The sequence below is a fragment of the Hoeflea sp. genome, assembly GCF_984452065.1.
Genome location: NZ_CFHWAF010000003.1, coordinates 1 through 12364, shown reverse-complemented (window position 1 = coordinate 12364; position 12364 = coordinate 1). Strand labels below are relative to the sequence as shown.

General features: G+C 59.6%; 14 protein-coding genes. 4 read left to right on the top strand and 10 right to left on the bottom strand.

Annotated features, from left to right (window positions below; genetic code table 11):
* Positions 1 to 9: 9 nt before the first annotated feature.
* The 4 genes from cofC to cofG are packed head-to-tail and all read right to left on the bottom strand — an operon-like array spanning position 10 to position 3990.
* Entirely contained in the window at positions 10 to 648 is a 639-nt protein-coding gene (gene cofC, locus AC5E6N_RS01180) for a 2-phospho-L-lactate guanylyltransferase (protein WP_491746078.1), read from the bottom strand.
* Positions 645 to 1604 carry a 2-phospho-L-lactate transferase gene (gene cofD / locus AC5E6N_RS01175; protein WP_491746077.1) on the bottom strand — a complete coding sequence of 320 codons (960 nt, stop codon included), beginning with the start codon at positions 1602 to 1604 and terminating at the stop codon, positions 645 to 647. Before cofD ends, cofC begins: the two co-directional genes overlap by 4 nt.
* Complete coding sequence (cofH, locus tag AC5E6N_RS01170) at positions 1601 to 2857, bottom strand: 5-amino-6-(D-ribitylamino)uracil--L-tyrosine 4-hydroxyphenyl transferase CofH (protein ID WP_491746076.1); 1257 nt, start codon at positions 2855 to 2857, stop codon at positions 1601 to 1603. Before cofH ends, cofD begins: the two co-directional genes overlap by 4 nt.
* A complete protein-coding gene (gene cofG, locus AC5E6N_RS01165; protein ID WP_491746075.1) occupies positions 2857 to 3990 on the bottom strand; it encodes a 7,8-didemethyl-8-hydroxy-5-deazariboflavin synthase CofG in 1134 nt (377 codons plus the stop codon). The genes cofH and cofG overlap by 1 nt, the downstream gene beginning before the upstream one ends.
* A gap of 487 nt (positions 3991 to 4477) precedes the next feature.
* Between cofG and bfr the strand changes: the two genes are divergently transcribed.
* Positions 4478 to 4963 (top strand): bacterioferritin, encoded by a 486-nt coding sequence (bfr, locus tag AC5E6N_RS01160; protein ID WP_491746074.1) that lies wholly within the window; start codon positions 4478 to 4480, stop codon positions 4961 to 4963.
* Positions 4964 to 5018: 55 nt separating this feature from the next.
* Here bfr and AC5E6N_RS01155 read toward each other — a convergent pair whose 3' ends face one another.
* On the bottom strand, positions 5019 to 5537 hold the full coding sequence (locus AC5E6N_RS01155) for a hypothetical protein (RefSeq protein WP_491746073.1): 519 nt from the start codon (positions 5535 to 5537) through the stop codon (positions 5019 to 5021).
* A gap of 232 nt (positions 5538 to 5769) precedes the next feature.
* Between AC5E6N_RS01155 and AC5E6N_RS01150 the strand changes: the two genes are divergently transcribed.
* Positions 5770 to 6048, top strand: coding sequence for a hypothetical protein (locus AC5E6N_RS01150; protein WP_491746072.1), 279 nt, complete (start codon positions 5770 to 5772; stop codon positions 6046 to 6048).
* A gap of 36 nt (positions 6049 to 6084) precedes the next feature.
* Here AC5E6N_RS01150 and AC5E6N_RS01145 read toward each other — a convergent pair whose 3' ends face one another.
* From AC5E6N_RS01145 to hemP, 5 genes are read right to left on the bottom strand one after another with little or no spacing between them, the layout of a single operon-like run.
* Complete coding sequence (locus AC5E6N_RS01145; protein ID WP_491746071.1) at positions 6085 to 6882, bottom strand: heme ABC transporter ATP-binding protein; 798 nt, start codon at positions 6880 to 6882, stop codon at positions 6085 to 6087.
* A 6-nt stretch (positions 6883 to 6888) separates the two neighbouring features.
* The gene (locus AC5E6N_RS01140; RefSeq protein ID WP_491746070.1) at positions 6889 to 7995 is read right to left on the bottom strand and encodes a FecCD family ABC transporter permease; all 1107 of its coding nucleotides are present in this window, start codon (positions 7993 to 7995) and stop codon (positions 6889 to 6891) included.
* Between the two features lie 3 nt (positions 7996 to 7998).
* Complete coding sequence (locus AC5E6N_RS01135; RefSeq protein WP_491746069.1) at positions 7999 to 8865, bottom strand: heme/hemin ABC transporter substrate-binding protein; 867 nt, start codon at positions 8863 to 8865, stop codon at positions 7999 to 8001.
* Complete coding sequence (locus AC5E6N_RS01130) at positions 8862 to 9122, bottom strand: hypothetical protein (protein WP_491746068.1); 261 nt, start codon at positions 9120 to 9122, stop codon at positions 8862 to 8864. The genes AC5E6N_RS01135 and AC5E6N_RS01130 overlap by 4 nt, the downstream gene beginning before the upstream one ends.
* Positions 9123 to 9153: 31 nt before the next feature.
* On the bottom strand, positions 9154 to 9339 hold the full coding sequence (gene hemP / locus AC5E6N_RS01125) for a hemin uptake protein HemP (RefSeq protein WP_491746067.1): 186 nt from the start codon (positions 9337 to 9339) through the stop codon (positions 9154 to 9156).
* Positions 9340 to 9550: 211 nt separating this feature from the next.
* Between hemP and AC5E6N_RS01120 the strand changes: the two genes are divergently transcribed.
* Both AC5E6N_RS01120 and AC5E6N_RS01115 read left to right on the top strand, forming a co-directional pair.
* On the top strand, positions 9551 to 11668 hold the full coding sequence (locus AC5E6N_RS01120; RefSeq protein WP_491746066.1) for a TonB-dependent receptor domain-containing protein: 2118 nt from the start codon (positions 9551 to 9553) through the stop codon (positions 11666 to 11668).
* A 189-nt stretch (positions 11669 to 11857) separates the two neighbouring features.
* Positions 11858 to 12280 (top strand): hypothetical protein, encoded by a 423-nt coding sequence (locus AC5E6N_RS01115; protein ID WP_491746065.1) that lies wholly within the window; start codon positions 11858 to 11860, stop codon positions 12278 to 12280.
* The last annotated feature ends 84 nt before the right edge of the window (positions 12281 to 12364 follow it).

Here is a 12364-nt window from a genome sequence, read left to right as displayed (position 1 = left end):
CTTTGCACGTTACCTGTCCGTCCTGAGAAGTTCCGGCGCGACGTTTGCGAGTTCGGCAAGATCGCCGGAGCTGTCGATGTCCCATCTCAGGCTCTCCAACGGCAGGACAACAGGCTTGATGCCGGCCGATTCCGCATTCCTGCAATGGGCGTGGAAGGAGTGTTCGCCATAGGCAAAGCCGATGGCATCGGGCGGGGCCGCAAGCAGGGCGTTGGTTCCGAAATCACGGGACGGGCAGAGCGCAACACCGCTTTCACCGAGGTCCTGCGAAAGCAAAATCCGGATATCCTGCGGGTCGGGCACGGCGAGATCGGCGGGAAGGACGCACATGCGCCTGTAGCCGGCCGCCTTTGCCGTGCGGGCCGCTTGCGCTATCGCCTCGTTGAGGCCGGCGCCCTTGTTCTCCTCGATGACGCGAACACCGAGCGATCCGGCGCGGGCCCGAATGGCCGGATCTCTGGTCACGATCGCGATGTCGCAGGTCGGCGGGTCCTCGCTGCCGCGCATCATGATGATGAGCCGCAATGTACGTTCGAACAATTGCCGCGCCAGACGCCTCCTTTCCGCCCCGTCAAGCGCGCCTTCAAGCCGCGTCTTGGCCAGATGGAGTTCCTTCATCGGAACCACGATGAGGGTCTCGGCGGTCATGCCGCGTCTCCGGTTCGCGCGATGCTGTGCATCATCTCGATCACCGCGTTTGCGAGGCGCGTCTTATCGTGCAGATCCTTCATCAGAATGTCGGCGGTCGCGGCGGCCAGACCAAGCTGCTCAATCTCGTTACCGAGCGCCGCGTCCCGCCGGTCGATGACAAAAAGGTCGACAATATCGCTGTAGAGCGCAGCGACACCGCAGGCGTCCTGGCGATGACCGAGACCGGCCAGCATCCGGTCCGCCGGCCCCTTGACGACCCTGCCGGCGATCAGCGGACTGACGGCGATGCGGGGCGCCGGTGCGGCGGCAACCGCTTCGCGCAGGCCGGGTATGCCGAGGATCGGCGCGATGCTGACGAGGGGGTTCGACGGCGCAACCACCAAAAGATCGGCGCTGGAAATCGCATGCAGCGCCTCCGGTGTCGGCCGCGCCGTTTCAATCCCCTCAAAGACGATCTCGCTTATCTCCGGCGCGCATTTCTCGCGGACGAAATATTCCTGAAATCCGAGCCAGCCGGCATCGGTGCGCACTTTTGTCTGGACCACATCGTCCGTGGGCAGAACGATATCGGCATCGACGCCGAACGAGCGGGCGATATCGGCCGCGATCACCGATCGCCGCTCGCCTTTTTGAATGCGTGCGGTGCGGTGGATATGGAGACCGAAATCGCGGTCCCCGAGAAACATCCACGTGTCTTCGCCGAGCTTGCCAAGCGTGTCGAGTGCGCGCCGTCCCTCGTCGGCGACGCCCCAGCCCTGTCTGCGGTCGATCACCCCGGCGAGCGTGTAGATCATGGTGTCTATGTCGGGGGAGACCCAAAGCCCGTGGAACTCGGCATCGTCGGCGATATTGCCGATCACGGTGAGATCGATGTCGCCGAGCGCTGCAAAGCCTTCCGCCATTTTCGCGCCGCCGACACCGCCGGCAAGCAACGTCACCTTCGTGCCGGTCATTTCGCAACCTGCCTTTCGGGGAAGATGTCAAGGAACGAAAGCGGGTCCTGATCGTGGCGCGCGACCAGCGGCTCCAGGTCGACCGGATCGTGGTCGTCGAACACCTCGCGGACCTCGTAAAGCGTGTTGCGCCGCACCGGAACGCGGCCGGCGGAGCGGATGATCCTGCACAATTCCCCGGCGGTGATTTCCTGCCCGTGTTTCGATCCGGCCGACCGGCTGATGCTCTCGTTCATCAGCGTGCCGCCAAGGTCGTTGACCCCTGCCGACAGCAGATCGCGGGCTCTTTCAGGACCGAGTTTCGTCCAGGAGACCTGAATATTGTCGATCCAGCCGCGCAGCATGATGCGCGAGACCGCGTGCATCTTGTCGACCTCGCCCGGTGTGGGGCCGGCGCGCACCGTATCGGGATTCTGGCGATAGAGCGGCGAATCGGTGTGAACGAAGGACAGGGGAACCAGTTCAGTGAAGCCGCCGGTGTCCTTCTGGATGGACCGCAGAAGATCGATATGGGCCGCCCAGTGGCGCGGCCCGTCCACATGTCCGTACATGATGGTCGCCGATGTGCGGATGCCGACCTCGTGCGCCGTGCGGACGATCTCGACCCAGGCCTCGGTGGACAGTTTGTCTTTGGTCAGCTGGCGGCGCACCTCGACATCAAGGATTTCCGCCGCCGTGCCGGGCATGGATCCGAGGCCGGCCGACTTCAATTCGGTCAGGAAGCTTCGGTAATCCTTCTTCGTCTTCGCCGCGCCGTACCAGATCTCAAACGGGGAAAAGGCATGGATGTGCATCTGCGGCAGTTCGGATTTGATGCCCTCGATGATCTCGCGGTAATAGGTGCCGTCCATCTTGGGGTGCAGGCCGCCCTGGATGCAGACCTCCGATCCGCCCCGGTCCCAGGCCTCGCGGGCGCGTCCGACGATCTGCGGGACGGAGAGCCATTCGGCGTCCGGCGCGTCGGCCCGTTTGGCAAAACCGCAAAACCGGCAGCCCATATAGCAGATATTGGTGAAGTTGATGTTGCGGTTGACGACGAAACTGACACGGTCCCCGTTGACCTGCGAGCGCATATGATCGGCGACCGCGCGGATTGCCGCGATGTCTGTGCCCGTTGCGGCAAACAGCGTTTCGCCATCCTCGCGCGAGACCTCGCTTCCGGCAAGGGCGTTTTCGAGGATCGTGCGCACGGTGAGCGATGCACGGGTGAGCTTTCTCGTAAGGTCCGGTGCGGAAAACAAGGGACGGTCCATCAGGCACTGACCTCGATTGTCTGGCTTCCGGCAAGTCCGTCCTCGCACGCAAGGCCGGCTATGCGCGTGCGCAGTCCGTCGTCGATGTAATCATCGTCCTGCCGGATATATCTCGGATAAACGGTCAGCCGCTCTTTAAGCACATAGCCCGCGTCGGCGCAGTTCTTCGACAGTTTTTCAATCTCGGGCCAGGCGTGCTGCGGGTTGATGAAGTCGATCGTGACAGGGGAGATGCCGCCCCAGTCGTTGATGCCGGCGCCGAGATAATCAATGTGCCGCTCGCTCAGGTTAGGCGGCGCCTGAAGGCTGATATCGGGCGACAGGATGATACGGGCGGCGGCGATGGTGCGAAGCATGTCTTCGAGCGGAGGCTCGGGATGCCGCGCCATTTTTATATCAGGCTTGCGCTGGAAATTCTGGATGATGACTTCCTGTATGTGGCCGTATTTTCGATGCACCGCGTCAATCGCCGTGAGCGCTTCGATCCGTTCCTGCCATGTCTCGCCAATACCGATCAGCAGGCCCGTGGTGAAAGGCACCTTTTGCCTGCCGGTGCGCTCCAGCGTGCGCAGGCGCTGGAGCGGAACCTTGTCGGGGCAGGCATGGTGGGGCATTCCGGGCCGGGTCAGCCGCCGGCTTATGGTTTCCAGCATCATGCCCATCGAGGCGGACACCGGCCGCAGCATGGCGATCTCCTCGCTGCTGAGCGTTCCGGCGTTCACATGCGGCAGCAGAGTTGTCTCACGCAAAACCAGCGCACACATGGCCGCCAGGTAGTCCGACATGCGCGTATAGCCAAGCGCCGCCAGCGCCGAGCGGGCCTTTTCATACCGAAGCTCGGGCTTTTCCCCCAGGCTGAACAGCAATTCCTTGCAGCCGCGCGCCTCACCCTTCCTTGCCACTCTCAGGACGGCATCGGGGTCCATGATCGACGCATCCGGATGGTCGGGGTGTTTGACGAAGGTGCAATAGGTGCAGGTGTCCCGGCACATATTCGTCAGCGGAACGAAGACTTTTCTCGAATAGGTGACCGTGCGCCGCCATCGCGCGTGGCGAATGTCCGCCGCCTGTTGCATCGCCTCTGCAAGCGGCATTCTTGACAATTCACGGCCTATGTTCGCAACATCACTCACGGCTGAAATCCCAATGCCCGAACAACTTCTCAAAATTTTATCATTTAGTCAAATTTATTCATAAACGGTGGCGGCGCTTGTCGCGGAAGCCTTTATCGGGCGTGAAGCGTTGCGTGCCGAGATCATGATGCTTTCGGGAGCATCGGCTCTGGCGGGGCTGGGTCTGATCCTGGCCGGAGCCGCCAGGCTGGGCGCGCCCTGGACCGCTTTACGGACTTGCCGTGATTGCCTGGTCCGCCGCGTTCCTTCTCTGGCTCACGGCTTGCTGGCCAATCGTCACCCGTATGTGAGTCAAAACGCTAGACTTTAGAATTATTATAAAGTAGAAAGCCATCAGTATTCCCCGCAAAGCGTGGCTGCCGCTGCTGTCGGGTGAGAGCCGGAACCGCTCCCACCGAAAGCTGCGCCCCTCACAAAGGACGGGAATCACCAAAAGTGCAAAACCACGGTGCGATCGATCGTACGACGACCTAAAAGGAAGACCGAGATGAAGGGCAGCAAAAAGGTTATCAAATATCTCAACGATGCGCTCAAGCACGAACTGACGGCGTCAAGCCAGTTCTGGCTGCATTACCGTCTGATGGACGACTGGGGCCTCGGCAAGCTCGCGGCCAAATGGCGTGAGGAATCGATCGAGGAGATGCAGCATGCGGACGATCTGATCGTGCGCATCATATTCCTCGAAGGACATCCGAATCTGCAGACCCTCAATCCGCTGAGGATCGGCGAGAATGTGAAGGATATCCTGGATGCCGATCTGAAGGCGGAATATGAAGCGCGGGCGCTGTACAAGGAAGCCCGCGATGTCTGCCGCGAGGAGGGCGACTATGTTTCAATGGCGCTCTTTGAAAAACTGATGTCCGACGAGGAAGGGCATATCGATTTCCTTGAAACGCAGATTGATCTCTACACATCGCTCGGCCAACAGCAGTACGGCCTGCTGAATGCGGCTTCAGCCGATTCGGACGAGTAACGGGTCACCGACCCGAACGGCCGGCGTGCTGCGCCGGCCGTTTCGCGCCGCATCGTCAATGCAAAGTCGGCTGGCCTCCATCGCCGCGTGCCGGGGAGGGCGGCCCGTCGACGATCTCGATGATGCTCTCGACGGACACCGGTAACAGCGTCTGCTTCATCGCCCTCAGATTCAGCGTGAAAAGACCGGCGGAAAGGGCGACCTCGTCACAGACATCCCGGCAGCACAATTTGCCGAGGCAATAGTCGACAGCCATCTTGTCGGCGTTCTGGATGCCGGCGATCGTGCCCATCACCAGGGTTTCATCGCGCGAGATCATCCGGCTGCCGGGCTGGCACATCCGCAGCGGGCATGTTGCGCATATGCCGAGTGTCTTGACGAATCCCGCCAGCGAAATGATTGCCTGTTCCGCCTGGTCGTCGCCCAGGACGCCGCGGTAGAGAATCTGCGCGTCGGTCCAGGGTTCCGTCGAGCGCATCGCAAGGCCGAGGGTCCAGCAACGGTAGCCCTCAAGAACCAGAATTTCGGGCAGGCGCTCCGGGTAGCCGACCGCATTTTCTTTCGTCCGCAACATTCGTTTCTCCAGGTGCGTCAATCTGTCGAGGGGATGCGTCTCCATCATCTGTATTTAAACTTGACTATAATACTCAAATATTGTCCTTGGAGAAGGCGCGGCGTCAAGCGCGACCTGCATATTATGCGGAACCCGTTGCCTGACCGCGCACCGCTCAAATCCCTCTCGGGTGAGGTTTGTCGCGGTCTTCGCCGATACCCGAACTCGCGCATTACGGAATTGGATCCGCTTGATGAACAAAACAACGAAAGGCAAGGCGCAATCCGATGTGTGCGCCACGGACTGGCTTGGCTTCTACAGGGTCGCCGTTGAGAACGGAGACGGGTTCGTGCCCGGGTTTCTCGAGCTTCTCATGAAGGCCGAACAGAGCGAGGCGCCGCCGAGGCTGGTCGTCTCAAACGACAAACCAGCCGATCCGGATCGCGTGTCGGCTGAACGGCACCGCGCCCGTGCGTCGCTGACCGTCGTCCAGCAGGATCTGAAGCGGGTCGGATCGGGCGAAGCCGGATAGTCTTTGCCCGCTTTTTCGCGGTTTGCCTGTGCTGTCTTATGGCCGGGGTGACGCCGCCGATTGCGGCAGGACGAACGCGGCCGTCCGGGGTGCTTCGCCGACGCGCAGATTGCAGTCGAAAACCGACTGCAGAAGCGCGGTCTCGATCACATCCTGGGGCGCGCCGAACCTGACGCAGCGCCCCTGTTTCATGGCCAGCACCTTATCGGAGTACATCGACGTCAGATTGAGGTCGTGCAGCACGGCGAGCACACCGCCGCCGGCCTCGGCGTAATCGCGGGCGATATCCATGATCAGAAGCTGATGGCGTATGTCGAGACTGGAAATCGGCTCGTCCAGAAACAGGAAACGCGCGCCCGCGTCGACAACCGGCGCCCAGACCTGGCAGAGGACGCGCGACAACTGGACGCGCTGTTGTTCGCCGCCGGAGAGTTCCTGGAAAAACCGGCCTGCGAAGCCGCTGAGGTCGACGCGCTCCAGCGCCTCCTCGACCAGATCGTCTGAAAAGCCGTCGCCAATGCCCGACCGGCCCGCGGTGAGGCCGAACCGGACGACCTCGCGGACTGTGAACGGAAAGGCGAGATTGGAACTCTGGGGCAGAACAGCCCGCATCATCGCCATTTCCCACGGCTGCAGATCGGCGATCTCCAGCCCGTGCATGCGGATCGATCCGGAATAGGAAAGGTCTCCGGATATCGCTTTCAGCAACGTTGTCTTGCCGCTTCCGTTCGGTCCGACGATTGTCGTGACTTCGCCGGCAGCCGCGTGGAATTGCGCGCCCTTGACGATTTCCTTTTGTCCGATCCGGACCGTGGCGTCGTTGACCTCTATCATCTCGCTCTAAAGCATGTCGAGCACGCCCCGGCGGCTCAGCAAAATCCACAGGAAAAACGGCGCGCCGACGACGGCGGTGATGATTCCGATCGGGAGTTCGGCAGGCGCGACGATGGTCCGGGCAACGGCATCGGCCAGGAGCAGAAGACATGCGCCGAGCAAAGCCGAGGCGGGCAGAAGGTAGCGGTGATCGGGGCCGATGAGGAGGCGCAGCAGATGCGGAACGACGATGCCGACAAATCCGATCCCGCCGCTGACCGCCACCGCCGCCCCGGTTGCCGCCGCGACGACGACGATGGCGGTTGTCTTGAAGCGCTGGACCGCGATGCCCATGTGCCGGGCCGTGGCTTCGCCCAGTGTCATTGCATTGAGCCCGCCGGCCAGGACTGGACTGATCACGATCACCAGCAGAATGATCGGTGCGGCGGCGAGGACCTTTGTCCAGGTCGCGCCCGCGACCGAACCCATGCCCCAGAAGGTCAGGTCGCGCAGTTGCTGGTCGTCGGCGATGTAGATGAGAATACCCGTGGCCGCACCCGCCAGAGCGGCCAGTGCAATGCCCGCCAGCAGCATCGTTGCAACCGATGTGCGGCCATGGCGTGTCGATATGCGGTAGAGCATCAAGGTTGTAACCAGGCCGCCAAGGAAGGCGGCGAAGGGCAGTGCGTAGATGCCGAACAGGCCGATCACCGGTGCCAGAATGCCCGAACCAAGTACGATCATGGACACCGCGCCAAGTCCGGCACCGGCGGAAACGCCGACAATACCGGGATCGGCCAGCGGATTGCGAAACAGGCCCTGCATCACCGCGCCGCAGACCGCGAGGCTCGCGCCGACGAGGGCGCCAAGCACCATCCTGGGAAACCGGATATCGTAAATGATGATGCGGTCGCGTGCGGACAGTTCCGCCTCGCCTCCCATGGCGGTCGTCAGCCAGGCTCGGATGACGGATGTCACAGAAGCATCCGACGCGCCGGTCGCCAGGCTGAACACCGCGACGGCGCACAGGACAAAAACCAAAACGACAATGGTGAACCGCGCACGTCTGCCGCGATCGCCGTCCTTTCGATCATGCGCTGCAGATCTTTTTGCATCCGCCGTCCGTTGCAGCATTATTCAGTTGCCGTCTTTGTTCAGTGAACGGGACAGGTCGCGTATGGCCTGTGCCGTCCGCGGGCCGAAGCCGAGCAGGTATTGGCCGCTCATCTGTATCACGTCCTCATTTTTTGCCGCCGGCGTGACGGAAAGGGCCGGATGCGCGCGAATCCTGTCTATGTCGACGGCGTGATTTCCCGTGCGCGACATCATCAATATTACATCCGGTGCCGCCGAGATGACCGCTTCATCGGTGACCTGCTTATATCCGTTGAAATCGGAAATGGCATTTTCGCCGCCTGCCATCTCGATGATGGCCGCCGCGCTCGTCCCGTTGCCGGCCGCCATGACTCGTCCGTCCTGCATGCTCAAAACGAACAAGACCCGCTTGCGCCCGGAAGTGTTGTTGGCCTGCTCCTCGGCCGCGCGGACATCCCGCTCGGTCTTTTCGGCGAGGGCAGAGGCTTTTTCCGATACGCCGAGCGCCTCGCCGACAGCCTTGATCTTCGCCACGATACCTTCGCGGTCGTAGCGCTCGGGAATCGTGACCACCGGGACACTGGCCTTCTTCAGAACGTCAAGCGCCTGCGGCGGTCCGGAGCCTTCAAGTGCGATAATCAAATCCGGATTGATCGACAGGACACCCTCCGGAGAGAGCGCGCGTATGTAGCCGACATCGGGCAGTTTCGTCGCCTCCTCGGGAAAGACGCTCGTCGTGTCGCGGGCGACCAGCCGGTCCTGCTCGCCGAGCGCGAAGACGATTTCGGTTATCGAGCCGCCGACCGCGACGATGTTTTCCGCATTCTTGTTCGCATGGGCGGCAGAGACCGCCAGCAACAGGAACAGGATTGCGACATCGCTGAGGGACTTTATCTTCTGCAAAATCATGACCGCTTTCCGGAAAATCTTGGTTGGTCGTTCAGGCAACCGCGTCGGATATATTGGACGGGCTGACCTGGCGTTTGGGCAGGTTCTCCGACACGGACATCGAGACGCGCGGCGTGCTGTCCGCACCAGGCGGCCGCAATCTCGGCTTCGGATATGCCGAGCTTCATCGCCAGGTCCCGTTCACGTGTTGTGGGATCGTCGATACAGGCCTGCCTGATGCCTTGCGGGTCGAGGTCCGCCGCTTTGTCTGCCGTCATTGCCATTGTCCAGCTTTCGGTGTGGCGCACGCTATTTGTTGAGGATGAGCTTTCCCTGACGCGTGATCTTCAAGCGGTAGAGCGCGCCGTGGTGATCGATGGTGAGTTCGCGGGCGCCGTGGAAAAGATCCTGGCTCCTGAGTGTTCTGACGTCCGGCTGGGTTTTCTCGGCCTCACCCTGACGAGCTGTTTTCGGTTCCCAACTTTGCTGCTGCATTGCTACTCTCCGTTCCAGCCTGTCGTTTCGATGTGAATACAGGCTTTTACGATGCCAGTATGAAACTTGACAACAAAAATCATATTATTTAGGCAGTGCAATACCGGAGAAAAATTGTCAAGTTTTGGCAGGACAATTCCGGTTCACATTCAAACAATCAGCCAGCAAACCATGTGGTCAGCGAGCTCATAACAGATTGAGAGGGCTCGAAATGGGAATTGTGGGGCGCAGGGCTGCGGTTCTGCTTGGCGGTGTTGCATTTGTTTTGTCGACCGGCGGTTATTCCGCATGGGCACAGGATGCCGACGGGCAGCAGGTCGAAGGAACAACGGTCAATGAGGAAGAAAAGAGGGGTCGCGTCACGCGCCTTGATCGCCTCGTTGTCGGTGCTGGCGTTGAGAAGGTGGCGATCGATACGCCTCAGGCCGTGACGGTGGTCAATCAGGCCGATATCGATAATCTCCAGGCGACCGTGATTACCGATGTTATTAAAAACGTCCCCGGTGCGAATGCGACCGGCGGAACCAGTCCCTTGGGTCAGAATTTCAATATCCGTGGTGTCGGTGCATCTGAGACCGGCGGTGAAGAGGGCCGGGTCATCATAAATATCGACGGCGTCAACAAGTTCTTCGAGCAGTACCGTATGGGCGGCTTCTTCTCTGACCCGGAACTCTACAAGCAGGTTGAGGTTCTGCGTGGACCGGCGTCTTCGACCCTTTACGGGTCCGGCGCCTTGGGTGGCGTGATCAATTTCACGACGAAAGATGCGTCCGACTTCCTCGGCGATCAATTCAACACCGTTGTCAGGTTTAAGGGCGGATACGAAACCAATTCGGAATCCTATTTGGGGTCCGCTGTGCTCGCGCACCGCTTCAACGATTACGCGGAAGTGCTTCTGGTCGGCGACTACAGAAGAAACGGTGACTATACGACTGGTGACGGTTCGCTGGTCAGCGGGTTGGACACCGATCAGCCGAACGGCCTGATAAAGGGAACTTTCTCCTTCGGTGAGAACATGGAGCAGGAACTTCGCGTCTCGTATCAGCAATATGTCGCGGAGTTGACGGATCAGTCTTATAGTCAGATCGATCCCGACTTCGGATCCAGCATCGACAAGCGTACAGTTACCGATAAAACGGCGATTCTGGCATATAGTAATGAAGCGTCAGACAATCCCTGGCTCGACCTGAATGTTCAGGTCTCCTATTCGGACACTTTAAACGAGCAATCAACGGTCGGAGGGGGTTTCCTCAACAGGCTGTTTAATTCTGATTTTGGCTATGAGACTTATCAGTTCAACATAGACAATACGATTGAACATATGGGTGAGAACTATGAGAACTATCTGACAATCGGCAATCAGACCTCGTACATGGAAAGAACACGAGAAGGTTCCGATGCGCGAACCCATGCCGAGGGTACGGATTTTTTGACGGGTTTCTTTATTCAGAATGAAACCATCTGGAATGAAAATCTGACCATTATCGCTGGCGCACGCGTCGACTATCAGAATCTCTCACCAGCTGAAAACACTGAAATACCGGCGGTAACTTCGGGTCAATCCCACGTTGGCTTTTCTCCGAAGATCGCCGCTCTGTACAAAGTCAACGATAGTTTCTCTATTTTCGGTTCCGTAGCGCACACGGAGAGGCTGCCTACGCTCGACGAGGTTTATGACGGTTCGAATTCGTCACGAGGTTTGCCCAACTGGCCGGTTCCAGTTGACCTCAACCCTGAGAAATCAAATAACTTCGAGGCAGGTTTTGCAGTTTCAGCATTTGATTTGCTTAGCGAAGGCGATTCTCTTCAACTGAAAACAACCGGCTTCTACAACGACATCCGAGATTACATAGAGGATGGTGGCCAGTTCCCGGTAAATCCGCCGCGTTTTCAAAACGTTGGCCATGTTGAAATCTACGGCGCCGAGGTTGAGGTTGCCTACGTGTCGGACTATTTCTACTCGAATGCCGGCTATTCCTATGTACGAGGATTCGATAAGACGAACGGTGGATACCTCAACACCATTGCGCCGCATGAGTTCTTTATCACCGTCGGTAAGACCATGCCGGACTACGGGCTGGATTTCGGCTGGACAAGCCGCTTCGTCGCTGCCCAGAACGAGACGGTAAGCCGTTCGACGAGGCCGGCCTTCAACGTCCATGACCTCTACGTCAACTGGATTCCGGAAGATGGCCCGCTTGTCGGCTGGGAGGGCCGGTTCCGCGTCGATAACATCTTCGATGAACAATACCAGGAGTACCTCCTCGGCTTTCCATCCGAAGGCCGCACTTTCAAGTTCACGCTGGTCAAGCAATTCGGCTGGTCGTGATCGGCACACCTTCAGCATGCCAGGCAAAAGCGGCGGGCTTCGGTCCGCCGTTTTTCTGCTGCGACCATACGCTGCGGGGGCCTTATCGCTCTTGACCGCGCCCCGCATTTGTGATGATAAATTGAGAGCCAAATTCAACTTTAAAATCAATCTAATGTAGTGCCCGGCAGGGTGGATGGACGAACAGCCATGAAGAGACTTATTGCCTGTGCGATTGCGGCCTTTTCCATGCTGGCTCACGCGGCTTCCGCCGAAGACGGTGCGCCGGGCCTTTCGCTGGAACTGAACAATCTCGTCAAAAGCGAGAGCGGCTGTCTGGCGACTTTCATGGTCAAGAACAGCTTCGAGACGCGGCTTGAGAAGGTGGCTTTCGAGATCGTCCTGTTTGACGCCGACGGGCTGGTCGACCGCATGATGGTGCTGGATTTCAGCCCGCTTCCGAAGGGCAAGACACGGGTGCGGCAATTCGATCTTGCCGGTGCCGACTGCAACGGCATTTCCCGCGTTCTGATCAATGATGCGGCGGCCTGTGAGGGCGCGGATGTGACCGCCACGGCCTGTCTGGAACGCCTTGAGACGAAGGCACGGCCCAAAGTCGAATTCGGCCGCTAGAGCGAGTTGTGATTGGATTGATGCATTTTATGGCGGAAAATCGGTTCATTCGGCAAGGCGCGTCGCGCAGCGCGATGTGGTGCA

Bases quoted from the DNA above. Each gene is read 5' to 3' on its own strand.
- cofC (WP_491746078.1), bottom strand. From the start codon at position 648: ATGACCGCCGAGACCCTCATCGTGGTTCCGATGAAGGAACTCCATCTG.
- cofD (WP_491746077.1), bottom strand. From the start codon at position 1,604: ATGACCGGCACGAAGGTGACGTTGCTTGCCGGCGGTGTCGGCGGCGCG.
- cofH (WP_491746076.1), bottom strand. From the start codon at position 2,857: ATGGACCGTCCCTTGTTTTCCGCACCGGACCTTACGAGAAAGCTCACC.
- bfr (WP_491746074.1), top strand. From the start codon at position 4,478: ATGAAGGGCAGCAAAAAGGTTATCAAATATCTCAACGATGCGCTCAAG.
- AC5E6N_RS01155 (WP_491746073.1), bottom strand. From the start codon at position 5,537: ATGTTGCGGACGAAAGAAAATGCGGTCGGCTACCCGGAGCGCCTGCCC.
- AC5E6N_RS01150 (WP_491746072.1), top strand. From the start codon at position 5,770: ATGAACAAAACAACGAAAGGCAAGGCGCAATCCGATGTGTGCGCCACG.
- AC5E6N_RS01145 (WP_491746071.1), bottom strand. From the start codon at position 6,882: ATGATAGAGGTCAACGACGCCACGGTCCGGATCGGACAAAAGGAAATC.
- AC5E6N_RS01140 (WP_491746070.1), bottom strand. From the start codon at position 7,995: ATGCTGCAACGGACGGCGGATGCAAAAAGATCTGCAGCGCATGATCGA.
- AC5E6N_RS01135 (WP_491746069.1), bottom strand. From the start codon at position 8,865: ATGATTTTGCAGAAGATAAAGTCCCTCAGCGATGTCGCAATCCTGTTC.
- AC5E6N_RS01130 (WP_491746068.1), bottom strand. From the start codon at position 9,122: ATGACGGCAGACAAAGCGGCGGACCTCGACCCGCAAGGCATCAGGCAG.
- hemP (WP_491746067.1), bottom strand. From the start codon at position 9,339: ATGCAGCAGCAAAGTTGGGAACCGAAAACAGCTCGTCAGGGTGAGGCC.
- AC5E6N_RS01120 (WP_491746066.1), top strand. From the start codon at position 9,551: ATGGGAATTGTGGGGCGCAGGGCTGCGGTTCTGCTTGGCGGTGTTGCA.
- AC5E6N_RS01115 (WP_491746065.1), top strand. From the start codon at position 11,858: ATGAAGAGACTTATTGCCTGTGCGATTGCGGCCTTTTCCATGCTGGCT.